14 protein-coding genes are annotated in these 16,255 nt (G+C 69.8%); 10 read left to right on the top strand and 4 right to left on the bottom strand.

All coding sequences use genetic code 11. The annotated features are described in order from the left end of the window. Both HV783_RS21020 and xseA read right to left on the bottom strand, forming a co-directional pair. Nucleotides 1-2,532: ankyrin repeat domain-containing protein (locus tag HV783_RS21020; protein ID WP_254603982.1), on the bottom strand; the 2,532-nt coding region annotated here is incomplete at its 3' end. Between the two features lie 100 nt (nt 2,533-2,632). Then, complete coding sequence (gene xseA, locus HV783_RS21015; protein WP_175189813.1) at nt 2,633-3,997, bottom strand: exodeoxyribonuclease VII large subunit; 1,365 nt, start codon at nt 3,995-3,997, stop codon at nt 2,633-2,635. 353 nt (nt 3,998-4,350) lie between these two features. Here xseA and HV783_RS21010 point away from each other — a divergent pair, with 353 nt between their 5' ends. Genes HV783_RS21010 through lpxK form a run of 3 tightly spaced genes read left to right on the top strand, consistent with a single transcriptional unit; the run spans nt 4,351 to nt 6,433 of the window. Then, nucleotides 4,351-4,974: a MotA/TolQ/ExbB proton channel family protein gene (locus HV783_RS21010; protein WP_064524676.1), complete on the top strand. Its 624-nt coding sequence runs from the start codon at nt 4,351-4,353 to the stop codon at nt 4,972-4,974. Next, on the top strand, nt 4,971-5,384 hold the full coding sequence (locus tag HV783_RS21005) for an ExbD/TolR family protein (RefSeq protein WP_054502073.1): 414 nt from the start codon (nt 4,971-4,973) through the stop codon (nt 5,382-5,384). The genes HV783_RS21010 and HV783_RS21005 overlap by 4 nt, the downstream gene beginning before the upstream one ends. Continuing rightward, nucleotides 5,381-6,433, top strand: a complete 1,053-nt coding sequence (lpxK, locus tag HV783_RS21000; protein WP_144654869.1) for a tetraacyldisaccharide 4'-kinase — start codon at nt 5,381-5,383, stop codon at nt 6,431-6,433. Before HV783_RS21005 ends, lpxK begins: the two co-directional genes overlap by 4 nt. Here lpxK and HV783_RS20995 read toward each other — a convergent pair. Beyond that, nucleotides 6,430-8,667, bottom strand: coding sequence for an IgaA/UmoB family intracellular growth attenuator (locus tag HV783_RS20995; protein WP_144654868.1), 2,238 nt, complete (start codon nt 8,665-8,667; stop codon nt 6,430-6,432). The genes lpxK and HV783_RS20995 overlap by 4 nt on opposite strands. 193 nt (nt 8,668-8,860) lie before the next feature. Between HV783_RS20995 and HV783_RS20990 the strand changes: the two genes are divergently transcribed. The 7 genes from HV783_RS20990 (at nt 8,861) to rpsT (ending at nt 15,087) form a co-directional block, all read left to right on the top strand. Continuing rightward, nucleotides 8,861-9,043 carry a Trm112 family protein gene (locus tag HV783_RS20990; RefSeq protein ID WP_054502070.1) on the top strand — a complete coding sequence of 61 codons (183 nt, stop codon included), beginning with the start codon at nt 8,861-8,863 and terminating at the stop codon, nt 9,041-9,043. Between the two features lie 12 nt (nt 9,044-9,055). After that, nucleotides 9,056-9,820 carry a 3-deoxy-manno-octulosonate cytidylyltransferase gene (gene kdsB / locus HV783_RS20985; RefSeq protein ID WP_054502069.1) on the top strand — a complete coding sequence of 255 codons (765 nt, stop codon included), beginning with the start codon at nt 9,056-9,058 and terminating at the stop codon, nt 9,818-9,820. Nucleotides 9,821-9,912: 92 nt separating this feature from the next. Beyond that, nucleotides 9,913-10,569 carry an adenylate kinase gene (gene adk, locus HV783_RS20980; RefSeq protein WP_054502068.1) on the top strand — a complete coding sequence of 219 codons (657 nt, stop codon included), beginning with the start codon at nt 9,913-9,915 and terminating at the stop codon, nt 10,567-10,569. 131 nt (nt 10,570-10,700) lie between these two features. After that, nucleotides 10,701-11,459, top strand: a complete 759-nt coding sequence (locus HV783_RS20975) for a 3-hydroxyacyl-CoA dehydrogenase (protein ID WP_006384004.1) — start codon at nt 10,701-10,703, stop codon at nt 11,457-11,459. Between the two features lie 339 nt (nt 11,460-11,798). Continuing rightward, on the top strand, nt 11,799-13,358 hold the full coding sequence (gene murJ / locus HV783_RS20970) for a murein biosynthesis integral membrane protein MurJ (RefSeq protein WP_064524685.1): 1,560 nt from the start codon (nt 11,799-11,801) through the stop codon (nt 13,356-13,358). Between the two features lie 196 nt (nt 13,359-13,554). Next, nucleotides 13,555-14,535 (top strand): FecR domain-containing protein, encoded by a 981-nt coding sequence (locus HV783_RS20965; RefSeq protein ID WP_175189812.1) that lies wholly within the window; start codon nt 13,555-13,557, stop codon nt 14,533-14,535. A 288-nt stretch (nt 14,536-14,823) separates the two neighbouring features. Beyond that, complete coding sequence (gene rpsT, locus HV783_RS20960; protein WP_006396042.1) at nt 14,824-15,087, top strand: 30S ribosomal protein S20; 264 nt, start codon at nt 14,824-14,826, stop codon at nt 15,085-15,087. A gap of 227 nt (nt 15,088-15,314) precedes the next feature. On the opposite strand, the gene HV783_RS20955 is transcribed toward rpsT, so the two are convergent. Next, complete coding sequence (locus HV783_RS20955; RefSeq protein ID WP_054502064.1) at nt 15,315-16,229, bottom strand: LysR family transcriptional regulator; 915 nt, start codon at nt 16,227-16,229, stop codon at nt 15,315-15,317. Nucleotides 16,230-16,255: the final 26 nt, after the last annotated feature.

Raw genomic sequence — 16,255 nt, 5'->3', positions numbered from 1 at the left:
AAAGCCGGGCGCGGCCTGGCACGCCAGCGTCTGGCTGAACGACTGGCCCGAGGGCGCCGCCGCGCCATCAAAGCGCGCGTGGTGCCGCGCCAGCAGCGCCAGCATGTCCGGCTGCCCGCTGGCCAGCGCCGCCCAGGCCGGACTGCGACCCTGCGCATCGGCGGCGTCCGGGCTCGCGCCGGCCGCCAGCAGGGCATCGGCCAGATCGGCGCGGCCCAGCAGGATGGCGGCGACCAGCGGCGTATCGCCGCTCTCGGTCTGGCGCGCGTCCAGATCGGCGCCCACGGCCTTCATGCGCGTGAGCACATCGATCACCGTGTCGCGGCGCGCGATCGCCAACTGGCGGTCGCGCAACAGCGCCGACAGCAGGCGCTGCGGCAAGGCGCCGTCCTTGCCGACGCACTCGGCGCGCGCGCCGGTGTAGCCCGCCGCCTGCAATTGCGCGAAGTACCCGGGCCGGTCGAGCAGCGCGTATTCGCCCCCCGACGGCAGGCAGGCGTCGGCCAGCGGCTGCTTGGCGCCCTGCTCCACACGTTTGACCAGCGCCAGGTCGCCGGAGGCAAGCGCGGCGTTCAACAAGGCATGAGCGGCCGGCGCGCGCGGCAAGCGCGGATCGTCGAGCCGCGCGCCGGCGGCCAGCAGGCGTTCGAGCATGGCCGCGTCGCCGCCGCCGATGGCCCAATACAGGGCGCTGCGGCCGTCCGGGGCCAGGCCGAGCGGATCGGCGCCCTTGGCCAGCAACGCATCGACCATGGCCGCCTGGCCCGAAGTCACCGCCACCAGCAAGGGCGGCACGCCCTTGTTGTCATAGGGATCGTCCGACGCCGCCGCGGCGGCCTGCGGATTGACCGGGACGCCCGCGTCAATCAGATACCTGGCCATCTCGCCGTCGCGGTTCTCCAGCGCCTGGCGAATGGCGCTGGCATCGAGCGTCTTCAGGTCGAGGCCGGCATCGACCAGGTGCCGCAGCATCGCGGCGCCCTGCTTGCCCGGCTGGCGCAGCGCCTGCGCCAATGGCGAGCGCGCGGGGTCGGCCAGCAGCGCCTGCAGCGCGGCCGGCGGCGTGGCCGCCAGCAGGTCGTGCAGCAATGGCGCGTCATCAGCCTCGATGGCGCGCTGCAGGGCGGACTTGCGGTCATAGCCCTCCCGCGTGGTGGTCGGATTGGCGCCGGCCGCCAGCAGCACGCGCACGGCCGCGGCCTGGCGGGCCCGCACCGCGTCCGCCAGGGGCGTGTCGCCATGCGGTTCGGTATCGTCGCCCTCAACCGTCGCGCCCAGCGCCAGCAAGCGCTGCAAGGTGACGACGTCGCCCTTGCCAGCCGCCAGATTCATGATGGGGCGCTCCTCGGCTTCCATGCGCACGAAGACCGCCGCGTCGGTGCCGGTCTGCGGTCCGCGCTGATTGAACGGCATGTCGGCGCGCAACAGCGGCACGGCGATGTCGCCGTGTCCGGCCGCCACGGCGGCCTGGGCCGCGTCCAGCCATAGGTCGCGGTCGCCGCTGGCGCCGTAGCCGGTGTCGGGCGCGGTGCGCGGCCCCAGCTCCGCCAGCGCCGTCACCGCGCCCGCGTTGCCGGTGTAGGCCGCCAGCGCCAGCGGACTGGCGCCCTCGCCGTACGCGGGCCGGGTGCCGGTGGCGGCCAGCGCGCGCACGACTTCGGCGCCTTCGGTCAATTCGACCAGCGGCCCCCAGGCCAGGTAGTCCGCGGCCCGGCGCGGTTGCCCCTGCGCGTCCGTGAAGGCCTGGCGCATGGCGTCATCGGCGTGTTCGTCGATATAGGCGAAGGGACGCGCGGCGCCGGCCTTGAGCAGGGCCAGCACCATGCGCGTGGTCTGCTGGCGGTCAACCAGTCGCGGCAGGTAGGTCATGCGCACCGCGAATTCGAAATCGCGGCTGAGCAGGAATTCGAGCGGAGTCTTGTTCTCGTCGCCGCGCTGGTCGGGGCGGGCGCCGGCCGCCAGCAGCATGTCCAGGATCTCGGGCGTGCCATACAGCAGCGCCAGTTGCAGCGACGGACGGCGCGATTCGTAGGTGATGTCGTCCAGCGCCGGCCTGGTGGCCAGCAGGGCCGCCAGCATGCGGGTGCGGGCCGGCAGCGCCGCGTGGCAGGCCTGGCGCAGGCGCGCCGCCTCGTCCGTCGGCATGTCCCAATACACGTGCTTGCCGCGCTTGCCCGCCGGCATCAGCAGCGCGTGCAGCAGCGGCACGCCTTCAAGCGCGTAGTCGCCCGGCTGCTTCACCTTGGCCAGCGCGGCGGCGAAGGCCGCCTCGTCGCCGGCGGCAACGGCGTTGAACAAGGCGCGGGTCTCGGCGGTCTCGGCCGCCCGATACTCGCGGTAGGGCGACGCGCAGTCGCAATCGGACGGCGGCTTGGGCTCGGCCCGGGGCGACGGCGCGGCCGGAGGCGGCGGCGCCACCGACAGCGGCGCGGCGGGCGGCGGCGGGTCGTTCTGAAATCCGGCCCGCGCCGGCGTCGTCGCGGCCAGCGTCATGGCGGCCAACAGCGCCGCCAGCATAGCGGCCTGGCGCATGCGGCGCTCAGGCTTGCGTGGTTCGTTCAACCGCATCGTTCCATCCCTGACGGCCGGCCCCGAGGGCCGCGTTGTCCCACTACCGCCTGTTCGCGGCGCTTCAGAGGTCGCGCGTCTCGCGCACCTGCGTGACCTCGACCCGGGCGCCGCCCTGCGCGAAGCTCAGGTCCAGGCCCTGCCCCGCCGCCAGGCTGGCGGCATCGCGCACGATGCGGCCGTCGGCGTCCCGCGCGATAGCATACCCGCGCGCCAGCGTGTTGCCGGGATCGAGCGCGCGCAGTTGCGCGCCGGCCGCGGCCAACTGGTCGCGGCGCCGCGCCAGCAGGCGCGCGTGTGTCTGGCCAAGCTGGCGCGTCACGGCGGCCAGGCGTTCCGCGCCCCGGCGCGTGTCGGGCGCGCGATGCGCCAGACGCTGCGCCAGCAGGTTGACGCGGGCGCCGCGCCGGGCCTGCGGACCGGCCCAGGCCGATGCCAGCCGGTAGCTCAGGCTGTTCAGGCGCTCGCGCTGGTGTTCCAGCCGCTGGGCCGGCGACACCAGTTGCGCGGCGGCGCGGTCGAGACGCTGCGCCGCGCGTTCCAGGCGGCGCTGCTGGCCGCGCACCAAGGTTTCGGCCGCGTACATGACGCGGCCCAGCAGTTCGGAGCGCGGCACGCAGGCCAATTCGGCGGCCGCTGTCGGCGTCGGCGCGCGCACGTCGGCGACGAAGTCGGCGATCGTGAAGTCGGTTTCGTGGCCAACGCCGCTGATGGTGGTGATGGCGCTTGCATCGATCTCGCGCGCCAGGGCTTCGTCGTTGAAGCTCCAGAGGTCCTCGATGCTGCCGCCGCCGCGCACCAGCAGCAGCGTATCGACCTCACCGCGGGCGTTCGCCTGGCGGACCTGCGCGGCCAGCCGGCCGGCCGCGTCGGCGCCTTGCACCGGCGCCGGGTAGATGATGACCGGCACCTGCGGCGCGCGCCGCGCCAGCGCCGACAGCACATCACGCAGCGCGGCGGCATGCAACGAGGTGATCACGCCGATGGCGCGCGGCAACGGCACGGGTTCGCGCTTGCGCGCCGGATCGAACAGGCCTTCCGCGTTCAACTGTTCCTTCAGGCGCAGGAAGGCTTCGTACAGATTGCCCAGGCCGGCGCGGCGCATGGCGTCGACCTGCAGTTGATAGTCGCCACGGGGTTCGTAAAGCGACACTCTGGCCCTGATTTCCACCTGGTCGCCGGCGCGCGGCACGAAGCCGACCGCGCTGGCGCGGCCCCGGAACATGACGGCGCGCACGGCGGCGCGGCTGTCCTTGAGCGTGAAGTACCAATGCCCGGAAGCCGCCTGCGTGAAGTTGGAAATCTCGCCGCGAACCCACAGTGCCGGGACGCTGCGCTCCAACAACTGCCCCACCGCTTGGTTCAGCTGGGCAACTGTCAGGATATCCCGCGCAAATACGTTGTTTGTGACTGCAAGTTCAATTGTCATAAGGCTTTCCGATGCGTACCTGTCCACAGGGCATACGTAGCGGGCCGCCATGATACCGCGTCCGGGCATTTTTGCCGCGGCAGGCCCCGAAAGCTAGCAAATTCGACCTAAGAACATGATTTTTATGGAATTTCTGACCATGCACGGTTGCTCGAATTTGAAGCAACCAAGCGCAAGCCCTGTGCCCGCAAGCGTTCCGGCGAAGTTTTGCACAGAATTATCCACAAATTCTGTGGATAGTTTTGCCGTCCGGCCGGCCTTGCCACATCCCGGCCGCGCCGTTACAGTTCCGGCTTGAGCAGATGCCGGCGCGTGGCCCTCCCCGTCCCCCGGCGCACCTGGAGTTGACCGCTTTGCTTTCCATCTTGCGCGAGGCCGGCTGGCCGATCTGGCCCCTGCTGGCGACTTCCGTGCTGGGTCTTGCGCTGATCTTCGAGCGCTTCCTGTCGCTGCGCCGCAGCCAGGTCATGCCGCGCGGCCTGAACGAACAAGTGGCCGAGATGCTGCGCAACCGCCAGGATTCTCCCGAATCCCTGAGCCGCCTGGAACGCAATTCGCCGCTCGGCCGCGTGTTGGCCGAGGTCATGCGCCACCGCCATCTGCCGCGCGAGGAATTGCGCAGCGTGGTCGAGGACACCGGCCGCGCCGTGGCCCATGACCTGAGCCGCTACATCCCCGCCATCGGCACCATCGCCGTGGTCGCGCCGCTGATGGGACTGTTCGGCACCGTGGTCGGCATGATCGAAATCTTCGGTTCGTACACGCCTGGCGGCGGCGACCCCGCCCAGTTGGCGCGGGGCATCTCGATCGCGCTTTACAACACCGGCTTCGGCATTCTCATCGCCATCCCCGCCATGATCGCGCACCGCTATCTGCGCGGCCGGGTCGACGGCTACCTGAACGCCATGGAACTGTCGGCCGCGCGGCTGGCGCGCGCGGTGTCGCCCGCCTCCGCCGCGCGCGAGGACCGTCCATGAATTTCCGGGGCTCCCGGGGCGACCGCGACGAGCTGGACATCAACCTGATTCCGCTCATCGACGTCCTGCTGGTCATCCTCATCTTCCTGGCGGCGACCACCTCGTTCGCCCGCTTCACGCAACTGAAGGTCACGCTGCCGCAGGCCTCGGCCGAGCAGGAAACCCCGCCGGCGCTGGAAGTGGCGATCAGCCAGGATGGGCGCTATGCGCTCAATGGCACGCTGATCGACGTCTCCACGCCGCCCGAGATCGCCGACGTGCTGCGCCAGGCCGCCGCCGGCAAGACCGAACCGCTGGTGGTCATCAACGCCGATGCGCAGGCCACCCACCAGTCCGTGATCAACGTCATGGAAGCGGCGCGCCTGGCCGGCATCGGCCGCGTCAACTTCGCCGCCCAGACCGCCCGGTGACTTCGTCCCGCCCCAAGGCCTCGCTGATTGCGCGCCAATGGCAGCGCGGCGGCTGGCTCTCCACCCTGCTGCGCCCGCTGTCCGCGCTGACCGCAAGCGTGGTGGCGCGCAAGCGCGCGCGCTACCGCGACGGCCGCGCGACGGCCTACCGGGCGCCGGTGCCCGTGGTGGTGATCGGCAACATCTACGTGGGCGGCACCGGCAAGACGCCCATGGTCATTGCCACCGTCGACGCGCTGCGCGCCCGCGGCTATACGCCCGGCGTGGTCAGCCGCGGCTACGGCGTGAAACTCGGACCGCAGGCACGCGTCGGCCAGGGCGAACTGGAAGCCGCGCAATTCGGCGACGAGCCCGCTTTGATCGCGCGCGCCACCGGCGCGCCCGTGGCGGTGCATCCGCGCCGCGCGCTGGCCGCCCAGGCACTGCTGCGCGCCCATCCCCAGGTGGACGTGATCGTTTCCGACGACGGCCTGCAACACCTGGCATTGGCGCGCGACCTGGAAATCGTCGTGCAGGACCAGCGCGGCGTCGGCAATGGCCGCCTGCTGCCGGCAGGCCCCTTGCGCGAACCGGCCAGCCGGCTGCGCGAGGTGGACGCGGTGATCACCAATATCGGCGTGCCCGGCGGACACGCGGCGGCGCCCTCCGGCCCGGGGCCGCGCCAGGTCGCCATGTGGCTGGAACCCGATGACGCCCGCCAGATCGAAGGCGGCGCGCGCCGCCCGCTGGCCGCCTTCGCCGGCCAGCCGGACGTGGCGGCGGCCGCCGGCATCGGCAACCCGGAGCGTTTCTTCGCCACGCTGCGAACCCAGGGGATCACGCTGGCGGCCACGCTGCCCCTGCCTGACCACCACGACTACGCCACCTCGCCCTTCCAGGCGCTGGCCGCTCGGACCATCCTGGTCACGTCCAAGGACGCCATCAAATGCGCCGCCCTGCATGACGCGCGCCTGTGGGAGGTGCCGGTGCGGGCCGGCTTTTCCGATCCGCGATTGTTCGACTGGCTGGCGCAGACGCTGCGCCAGCGCGCTGTGGGACAGCCTTCCTAGAAAAAGGCCGAACGCGCAGCGACCGGTCGCCGCGCGTATTCCGCCAGTCCACGCTTGCGGGCAGCCGCCGCGCGCAACCGCAGCACCGCCAGCGGCACATGCACCGCCAGCAGCAGCAACGCCAGCGCCAGCCAGATGACCCGCGCAAGCGACGGCCATGGATCGTCCAGCGAAAGCCGCGCATCGACGTCGACGACCGTTGTGCCGGACGCCTCGCGCCCGACCGCGGTGACCACGCCGCCAGCCTGGAATGGCCGGGCTCCATCGGCCGCCAGCATCGCGGTCTGGTGGCTCCACGACTGCAGCAGATCGGGCATTTCGTCGCGCGGCGGCAATTGCGGCATATCGGCGTAGCGGCCGGGCCACACCTGCAGGACGACACCGCCGCGCTGGCGCGCCATCAGGTCGTTGCCGGCGCGCGCCAACGCCTCGCGCAACTGCGGCTCCATGCTGCTCCTGGCCAGGCCGCGCAGCCGGTTGGCGACGTGCGCGATGATGACGCCCTCGTCGGCATTGCCCTGCTGCCTGAAGGCCCCGCCCTGCGCCAGCCGCAACAGTGCCAGCCAACTGTCCGGCTCGTCGCGCGCCAGCATCAGGCCATCGACCGTCTCGGCCTTGAGGCGGTCGCACTCGGCGATGGCCTGGCCCGTGGCGGCCTCGCAGGCCAGTTCGATCGTCAGCACCAGATCGGTCACGCGATTCACGGTCACCGCGGAGACATTGCGGGCGTTGTAAGCGGCCAGCGGATTGCCGGCCACGCTGCCATACACCTGGTTGCGGACCAGCATGTCCATCATCGGATTGGGCCGGGTCTTCAGGAAACCGCCCGAATACAACGCCAGCGCGGCCGGCGTGACCCGCAGTTCGCCAGCCTGGATCGCATCGCCCTGCCAACGGATGCGCTCGCAATCGAAGCGCACCTCGCCCTGACGGTAAGCGTCCGGCTGGAACTGGCAGCGGCCCGCGCCCTTCAGGGCCACCACGTCGCCGGGCGCGGGCGGGTCCTGGGCCAACGCCGTGGCCGAGTCGTAGACCCGCGGCTGGGCGCCACGCGCCCACGCCGACGCCAGCGCGACGTCGCCGCGCAGATCGCCGTCACCGATCAGGCCGAACGCCGCGCCCGCGATCAGCCCCGCAAGCGCCAGTGTCACGTGGCGCCCCCAGGCCACCTGGGGAAACAGGCGCTGCTCTTCATCCACGGAAAACCGGTTGCCCAGGCGCAGCACGGTGTAGTCCTCCACCCGCAGGTCCACGTCGACGCGGCCGTCATCCGGCAGCTCCAGGTTGGCGCGCCAATGATCGGGCAGCGTCACCGGCAGCTTGTCGCCCAGGAACAATTGGGTCGACACCGCCTGCGCGTTGGCCGGATTGGTCAGCACGATCGCGTTCAGTTCGCCTCGCACCCGGTTCACCTTCTGCGCCGCGCCCAACGGGCGCCGGCGCCATGTCAGCCAGACGGCCAGCAGCGCCGGCGCGGCGGCCGAGGCCAGCCACGCCAGGCCGCCGCCCGCCGCGGCCACGCCCAGGCAGACGAACGCCGCCAGCCACCACACGGCGGGCCAGAAGGCGACGCCTGCCGGACGGCGCCAGGCGATCTCGGCGGGCGTTTCCTCGCGCTGGCTCAGGATCTCGACCCGCATGGCGTCGGCGAACTCGCGTTCGGCCTGGGCGTCGGGCGCGTTGCCAGCGTCCTGCGCGGCGGGCGCGTCGGCATCGACCACGTCCTGCATCGCCCCCAGCTTGCCGCTGGACCATTGCTGGTTCTGCTTCTGCCGGCGCGCCTCGCGCTCGCGGCCGCCGGCCAGGTCGAACCCGCCGTTCAGCGCCACCACGATGGCGAATTTCTCCGTCAGCACCACTTCGGCCTGGTTGTCCTCGCGCAGATAGTCGCGCGCGTCGTAGGGCAGCACCACGTCGACGCCGCCCAGCGTGTCGTGCAGCGTGGCGGCGCCGTGGCTCGATTCCAGCCCGTGACGCACGAAGGCGCCGCGCAGCGGGAACACGCCGTCATTGAGCAGCGCGACGCTTTGCGTGGGCTTGGCGGGCCGCACCAGGAATGGCTGCACCAGCGCCTGCTCCTCGGCGCCAAGGCGGCGCAACGGCTGGCCTTCCCGCTTGAGCTGGCGCAGTGCGTCCTTGTTGCCGCTGCGGCGCGCCATGTAGGTGATGGCGCTGATGACCGTCCAGGCCAGGATGATGAGCATCAGTCCGATGCGGATGGTGTTGGAATCCATTGTCGTGTTTCCTCTTTCCTCACGTCGCGGCGGATCATAGCCATCATCCGTCCCGAAATTTCTGGCGCGGAGCGTCAAAACATGACAACAATTAACAAAACAAGTAATTCGACCCTCCCGCGCCCCTCATTTCCGGCGCGCGAGGCGGCCCGGCGCGGGCTGCGCCCGCCCAAACTGCTTTAGAATCCCGGTCATGGAATCCCGCCTTCTCGACATCCTCGTCTGCCCCCTGTGCAAGGGCCGCCTCGAACACGACCGCACCCGGGCCGAACTGGTCTGCCGCGCCGACCGCCTGGCATTCCCGCTGCGCGACGGCATTCCCGTCATGCTCGAATCGGAAGCGCGCTCGCTGGACGACGCCCCCGTTTCCTCCTGACCCGCCCGTATCGTGAGCTTCATCGCCCTGATCCCGGCGCGGACCGCCTCGACCCGCCTGCCCGACAAACCGCTCGCCGACATCGCCGGCAAGCCGATGGTGGTGCGCACGGCCGAACGCGCGGCGCAATCAGGCGCGTCGCAGGTCTACATCGCCACGGATGACGCGCGCGTCCAGGACGCCGCCCAGGCCCACGGCCTGCGCGCCCTGATGACCCGCGGCGACCATCCCACCGGCACCGACCGCCTGGCCGAGGCCGTGGAACAACTGGGCCTGCCCGACGACGCCATCGTCGTCAACGTGCAGGGCGACGAACCGCTGATCGAACCCGAACTCATCGACGCCGTGGCGGCCCGCCTGGCCGACAGCCCGCAGGCGGACATCGCCACCTGCGCCTGTCCGCTGGCGGACGCCCAGGCGCTGTTCAACCCCAATGTGGTCAAGCTGGTCTGCGCCGTCGACGGCCGCGCGCTGTATTTCTCGCGCGCGCCGATCCCCTGGGCGCGCGACGCGCTGGCCGGCGGCGAGCGCGTGCTGGCCGACGGCCTGCCCGCCTGGCATCACATCGGTCTGTACGCCTACCGCGTGTCGTTCCTGCGCCGCTACCCGACCCTGCCGCAAGGCGCGCTGGAACGGTTCGAGTCGCTGGAACAGTTGCGCGCGATGGAGCACGGCCACGTCATCGTCGTCCATCGGGCGTCGCACCCTCCGGCCGCCGGCGTAGATACGCCGGCCGACCTGGAACGCGTTCGCTTGATCTATAGCAAACGGATATAAGGGTTATTTCGCATGGCGCGGCCCCGCAGAGGCTGCTGCGTTGCGGCATAATCGCTCGGATCACAAAAATTAAACCCCATTCAGGAGCACTCATGCGTCTCATCTTGCTCGGACCTCCCGGCGCCGGCAAAGGCACCCAGGCCGCGTTTCTCACCCAGCATTTCGGCATTCCCCAGATTTCCACGGGCGACATGCTGCGCGCCGCGGTCAAGGCCGGCACGCCCCTGGGCATCGAAGCGAAGAAGGTCATGGATGCCGGCGGCCTGGTCTCGGATGAGATCATCATCGGCCTGGTCCAGGACCGCCTGAAGCAGCCCGACTGCGCCAACGGCTACCTGTTCGACGGTTTCCCGCGCACCATTCCGCAGGCCGACGCGCTCAAGAGCGCCGGCGTCAAGCTGGACTACGTGGTGGAAATCGAAGTCCCCGAAGAAGACATCATCGAACGCATGAGCGGTCGCCGCGTGCACCAGCCCAGCGGCCGCAGCTACCACGTGCGCTTCAACCCGCCCAAGGTCGAAGGCAAGGACGACGTCACCGGCGAAGACCTGATCCAGCGCGACGACGACCGCGAGGAAACGGTCCGCAATCGCCTGAACGTGTACCGCCAGCAGACCCGTCCGCTGGTCGACTACTACTCGTCGTGGGCCCAGCAGAACCCGGCCGAGGCGCCGAAGTACCGCAAGATCTCCGGCGTCGGCGCGGTCGAGGAAATCAAGTCGCGCCTGTTCGACGCCGTCAAGAGCTGATAGGCGCTTCGCAGGCCCAGGCCTTCGGCGCCGGCCGGACGCGACGCGTTCCGCCCCCGGCCCGAAGGCCTTTTCGCATCCGGCGCCCGGCGCGCCGTTTTCATCCCTTGAATTGATCTGGTGGTAGAGACATGGAAATCGCGAACAAGGTATTCATCGTTACCGGCGGCGCATCCGGCCTGGGCGCCGGCACCGTGCGCATGCTGGTGGCCAACGGCGCCAAGGTGGTCATCGCCGACCTGCAGGACGGCCCCGGCGAGGAACTGGCCAAGGAACTGGGCCAGCGCTACGTCCACTGCGACGTGACGCAAGAGGCCGACGGCCAGCGCGCCGTTGCCGCGGCCAAGGAACTGGGCACCCTGTTCGGCCTGGTCAACTGCGCCGGCGTGGCGCCGGCCGCCAAGATCGTCGGCAAGAACGGCGCGCACCCGCTGGATCTGTTCCAGAAGGTCGTGTCGATCAACCTGATCGGCAGCTTCAACATGATGCGGCTGGCCGCCGAGGCCATGAGCGGCAACACGCCCGAGCCCACCGGCGAGCGCGGCGTGATGATCAACACCGCGTCGGTCGCCGCGTTCGACGGCCAGATCGGCCAGGCGGCCTACGCCGCCTCCAAGGCCGGCGTGGCTGGCATGACCCTGCCGATCGCCCGCGACCTGGCCAAGACCGGCATCCGCTGCATGACGATCGCTCCCGGCATCTTCGGCACGCCGATGATCTTCGGCATGCCGCAGGAAGTGCAGGACTCGCTGGCCGCCAGCATCCCCTTCCCCGCCCGCCTGGGCCGTCCGGAGGACTACGCCAAGCTGGTGCACGCCATCATCACCAACGACATGCTGAACGGCGAGACGATCCGCCTGGACGGCGCCATCCGGATGCCCCCGAAGTAAAAATGCCCCCACGCTTCGCCCCCTACGGGGGCTCTCTGCCCCCCGAGGGGGCTTTTTCCCCTTGGGGCGGCCCGGCGGGGAATATGCCCCCACGCTTCGCCCCCTGCGGGGGCTCTCTGCCCCCCGAGGGGGCTTTTTCCCCTTGGGGCGGCCCAGCGGGGAATATGCCCCCACGCTTCGCCCCCTGCGGGGGCTCTCTGCCCCCCGAGGGGGCTTTTTCCCCTTGGGGCGGCCCGGCGGGGAAAAGCCATCCTTTGAAGCGCCCGGGCATGCAGCGGTCCTTCCCTTCGAGGAAGGCGATTTTCCATTGACGGCCGCCCGCCTCCATCCAGTCACTCCATGAGCCTGTTCCGTTCCGCGGCCACCGTCAGCAGCTTCACCCTGCTGTCCCGTATTTCCGGGCTGGTGCGCGACATCCTGGTGGCGCGCGCCTTCGGCGCCGGCCCCATCACCGACGCCTTCTGGGTCGCCTTCCGCATTCCCAACCTGTTGCGCCGGCTGTTCGCCGAAGGCGCCTTCGCCCAGGCCTTCGTGCCGATCCTGGGCCATGCCCGCAACAACCGCTCCGAAGCCGAGGTCCGCACCCTGCTGGACCGGGTGGCGCTGCTGCTGACCGCGGCCCTGATGGCGATCACGCTGATCGGCATCATCGCCGCGCCCTGGGTGGTGTCGGCCATGGCCAGCGGCCTGCGCGGCGCCGCGCGCGACACCGAATTTGGCGCCGCCGTCTGGATGACGCGGGTGATGTTTCCCTACATCTTCTGCATGTCGCTGATTGCGTTCGCCTCCGGCGTGCTCAACACCTGGCGGCGCTTTGCCGTGCCGGCCTTCACGCCAGTGCTGCTGAACCTGTCCATGATCGCCGCCTGCCTCTGGCTGGCCCCGCGCATGGACGTGCCGGTCTATGCCCTGGCCATCGGCGTGATGATCGGCGGCGTGGCGCAACTGGCGGTGCAATGGGTGGCGCTGGCGCGGCTGGGCCTGACGCCGCGCTTCTCGCTGCGCTTTCGCGAAGCCTGGGCCGACCCCACGGTGCAGCGCATCCTCAAGCAGATGGCGCCGGCCACGCTGGGCGTGTCGGTGGCGCAGATTTCGCTGCTGATCAACACCAACATCGCCACCTGGCTCGCGCCCGGCAGCGTCACCTGGCTGTCGTTCGCCGACCGCCTGATGGAATTCCCGACCGCCCTGCTGGGCGTGGCGCTGGGCACGGTGCTGCTGCCGAGCCTGTCGGCCGCCCACGCCCGCGACGACCATGGCGGCTACAGCGCGCTGCTCGACTGGGGCCTGCGACTGGTGCTGCTGCTGGGACTGCCGGCGGCGGTGGGCATGGCGCTGCTGTCGGACGGCCTGGTGGCGACGCTCTTCCACTATGGCGCGTTCTCGGCGCAAGACGTGCTGCAGACCCGGCTGGCCGTGATTTCCTATTCGGCCGGCCTGATCGGCCTGCTGGCGGTGAAGATCCTGGCGCCCGGCTTCTATGCCAAGCAGGACATCCGCACGCCCGTGAAAATCGCCATCGGCGTACTGATCCTGACCCAACTGATGAACCTGGCGCTGGTGCCGCTGCTGGCCCACGCCGGCCTGGCGCTCGCCATCGGCCTGGGCGCCTGCCTGAATGCGCTGGCGCTGCTGATCGGCCTGCGCCGCCGGGGCGTCTACCGGCCCGGCGACGGCTGGGGCCGCTTCTGCCTGCGCCTGGTGCCGGCCTTGGCGGCCCTGGCCGCGCTGCTGCTATACGCCGATGGTCGTATTGACTGGATCGGCCTGCAGGCCCATGCCGGCCATCGCGCGCTGTGGCTGACCGGCGTATTGGCGGCCAGCGCGGCGGCCTACTTCGGCATGTTGTTACTGTTTGGGTTCCGTCCCCGAGACTTCGGACGCCGATCCCCCCGTTAATTTCCAGGGTTCGCGCCTCAATCTCAGCAAAAAGCCGGCTACCCGCCGGCTTTTTTTGCATTTGATTCGTCAAGAATTGACAAGCGGCCGGTAATCTTTGGTAAAAAACCTTTATTATTTACAAATTGCCATCAAAAGGATTCCCGCCTGGCCTCCCAGGCGGCAGCTTGAAGTGAAGTACGCCCAAGGACAACCCATGGCGGACCAAGTCATCAATTGGTTGCTGCTGCTACGCTCCGGTAAAGCGACGGCGCAGGACTACAACGATTTCCTGGCGTGGCGCGCGGCCGACCCTCTGCATGAGAATGCCTGGCAACAATTGACGGGCACTCTGGCGGGATCGGGCTTTGGCCGGCTGGGCGACGCCTATCCTGCCGGTTACGCCACGACCGCCTCGCCGCCCTCGCCGCAGGCGGCGCCCGCGCCTGCCGTCACGCCGCCCGTCGTCGTGCCGCCGCGCCGGCGCTTCCTGGCGGGTTCGCTCGCCCTCGCCAGCGCGGGCGCCTGCGCCGCGTACGTGGGCAACGCCTTCTACCCGTTGAGCAACGTCGCGGCCGACGCCGCCACGGCCACCGGCGAACGCCGCCGCTACCTGCTTTCCGACGGCAGCCAACTGCTGCTGGACGCGCGCAGCCGCGTCAACCTGGACTTCACCCCCGCCTACCGCCAGGTGCGGCTGCTGGACGGCGCCGTCACCGTGTCGGTGGCGCCCGACGCGCGGCGGCCCTTCCTGGTGCAGACCGCCGAGGGCACCGTGCGCGCCCTGGGCACCCGCTACATGGTGCGCCAGCAAGCCCAGCGCACGGTGGTCGTGGTGCATGAGCACGAGGTGGTGGTGGAAACCATGGCGGGCGCCCACGGCATCGTGCGGGCCGGCACCGGAGCCCGCTTCGATGTCTCGCGCATCGACACCCCCCGTGCCGAACTGATGGCGGAAGCCGCCTGGGAGGCTGGCTGGATCGACGCCCGCGGTCGCCCGCTGGCCGAGGTCATCGCCGCCCTGCGCCCCTACCGCAGCGGCGCCCTGCGCGTCTCCATGGCCGCTGGCGGCCTGCCCGTTTCCGGCCATTTCCCGCTCGACGACACGGACGCGGCGCTGGCCGCGCTCGAAGACATGATGCCGATCCACGTGCGGCGTTACACACCCTGGTTCGTGTCGATCAACGTCGCGGCCTGACCACGTCCGCTGAAACGGGGCTGTAACGAAAGGCCGCTTCCGTTGTATACTCGGCACGGTGTTTTTATCCAGTAGGCGCAGCAGGGCCACCAGGCGTTGATTCCTTCGATGCCCGCGCGGTCTGAAGCCCAGGTCAAGCTACCCGGGTCCTGCAGTCCGAGGCTTTCCTCGCAGCGCCCCCCGCCCGGTTGACGGGCGCTCCATCGGCAGACACGGCATTTAAAGCTTGCAATCCCTCTGGGACTTGCTAAAATGTTCGACTTTGCCGAATTCAACTTACATAGCAACATGGCCAATACCGCCCAAGCCCGCAAGCGCGCTCGCCAATCCGTTGAGCGCAACAAGCACAATTCCAGCCTGCGCTCGATGCTGCGCACCGCCATCAAGCGCGTTCGCCAATCCATCGCCGCTGGCGATAAGGCTGCGGCTGGCGAAGTGTTCCAGAAGGCGTCGAGCGTGATCGATCGCGTGGCTGACAAGAACATCATCCACAAGAACAAGGCCGCTCGCCACAAGAGCCGCCTGGCTGCCGCCATCAAGGCGCTGGCCTAAGCCATTATGCCGCCCTGCCTTGCAGGGCGTCATGAATACGGCAAATGAAGAAGGATGCCCACGGGCATCCTTTTTTGTTGCCTGTTCCTGTTACCTGTTCCTGTCGCCTGCTCCTGTTGCCAGTTGCTCGTTGCGCTATTGCCGGCTGCTGCCACCTGCCCGTTCCCACCTATTGCCGACTGCCGTCTACGGACCCCAGCCGCATGGCCCGATGGCGGCAGCGCCCGTCAGTCCTGCCGGGCCGCGAGGCGGGCGCGGATCTGCTCGGCCTCGTCGCGCAGGGTGGCGGTGAAGGCGTCCACCAGCGGGTTCTTGGGCCGGTGCTCCGGAAACACCAGGTTGACCCGGAACGGGAACGATCGCCGCAATGGCCGGATATGCAGGCCGCGGCCGATGAAATCCAGCGCCGTCAATGGATTGACGATGGCCAGCCCCAGCCCCTGGCGCACGAAGGCGCATACCGAGACCGCCGTCGGCGTCTCGATGATCGCGCGCCGCAGCACGCCTTCGGCCGCGAAGGCCTCGTCGATCTGGATGCGGTAGGGGTCACTGGACGACAGGCTGACGAACGGTTCGCCGGCGAAATCGGCCAGTTCCAGCGCCGGCCGGGCCAACAGGCGATGACCATCGGGCAGCACGCAGACCTCGTCCACCTCCAGCAATAACGCCAGCCGGGTGCCGGCCGGCTCCAGCTCGTGCTCGGTCAGGCCCAGGTCGTAGCGCTGGGCCGTGAGCCATTCCTCCAGGAACGGCGATTCCTGCGCCTCCAGCGCCAGGCTCACGCCCGGGTAGTCCTGGCTGAAGCGCCGGAAGGCCCCCGGCAGCAGCGAATGTGAAAACGCCGGCAACGCGATTACCGCCAGTTGCCCGTCCTGGAAGGCGCGCAGGCGCGCCGCGGTGGACGCCACCCGCTCCAGCCCGGCGTATGACTGCCGCACCTCGTCGTACAGCGCCAGCGCGGGCATGGTGGGCCGCAGGCGGCCGCGCACCCGCTCGAACAGGGCGAAGCCGATGGTCTGCTCCATGCGCGCCAGCTCGCGGCTGACGGTGGGCTGCGAGGTGAACAGCAGGTCGGCAGCCTTGGTCACGCTGCCGGCGATCATGAGGGCGCGGAAGACTTCGATATGTCGGTGCGTCAGCATGACTGACCCATATCAGGAATGAATCG

The organism is Achromobacter dolens (genome assembly GCF_902859745.1).
Classification (GTDB): domain Bacteria; phylum Pseudomonadota; class Gammaproteobacteria; order Burkholderiales; family Burkholderiaceae_B; genus Achromobacter; species Achromobacter dolens.
Note: the sequence above shows the minus strand (reverse complement) of the source record. Positions and strands in the feature narration are given on the sequence as shown.

What these genes read in the sequence shown, in the direction of transcription:
- xseA (WP_175189813.1), bottom strand. Translation starts at nt 3,997, where the DNA reads ATGACAATTGAACTTGCAGTCACAAACAACGTATTTGCGCGGGATATC.
- HV783_RS21005 (WP_054502073.1), top strand. Translation starts at nt 4,971, where the DNA reads ATGAATTTCCGGGGCTCCCGGGGCGACCGCGACGAGCTGGACATCAAC.
- HV783_RS20995 (WP_144654868.1), bottom strand. Translation starts at nt 8,667, where the DNA reads ATGGATTCCAACACCATCCGCATCGGACTGATGCTCATCATCCTGGCC.
- HV783_RS20990 (WP_054502070.1), top strand. Translation starts at nt 8,861, where the DNA reads ATGGAATCCCGCCTTCTCGACATCCTCGTCTGCCCCCTGTGCAAGGGC.
- adk (WP_054502068.1), top strand. Translation starts at nt 9,913, where the DNA reads ATGCGTCTCATCTTGCTCGGACCTCCCGGCGCCGGCAAAGGCACCCAG.
- HV783_RS20975 (WP_006384004.1), top strand. Translation starts at nt 10,701, where the DNA reads ATGGAAATCGCGAACAAGGTATTCATCGTTACCGGCGGCGCATCCGGC.
- murJ (WP_064524685.1), top strand. Translation starts at nt 11,799, where the DNA reads ATGAGCCTGTTCCGTTCCGCGGCCACCGTCAGCAGCTTCACCCTGCTG.
- HV783_RS20965 (WP_175189812.1), top strand. Translation starts at nt 13,555, where the DNA reads ATGGCGGACCAAGTCATCAATTGGTTGCTGCTGCTACGCTCCGGTAAA.
- rpsT (WP_006396042.1), top strand. Translation starts at nt 14,824, where the DNA reads ATGGCCAATACCGCCCAAGCCCGCAAGCGCGCTCGCCAATCCGTTGAG.
- HV783_RS20955 (WP_054502064.1), bottom strand. Translation starts at nt 16,229, where the DNA reads ATGCTGACGCACCGACATATCGAAGTCTTCCGCGCCCTCATGATCGCC.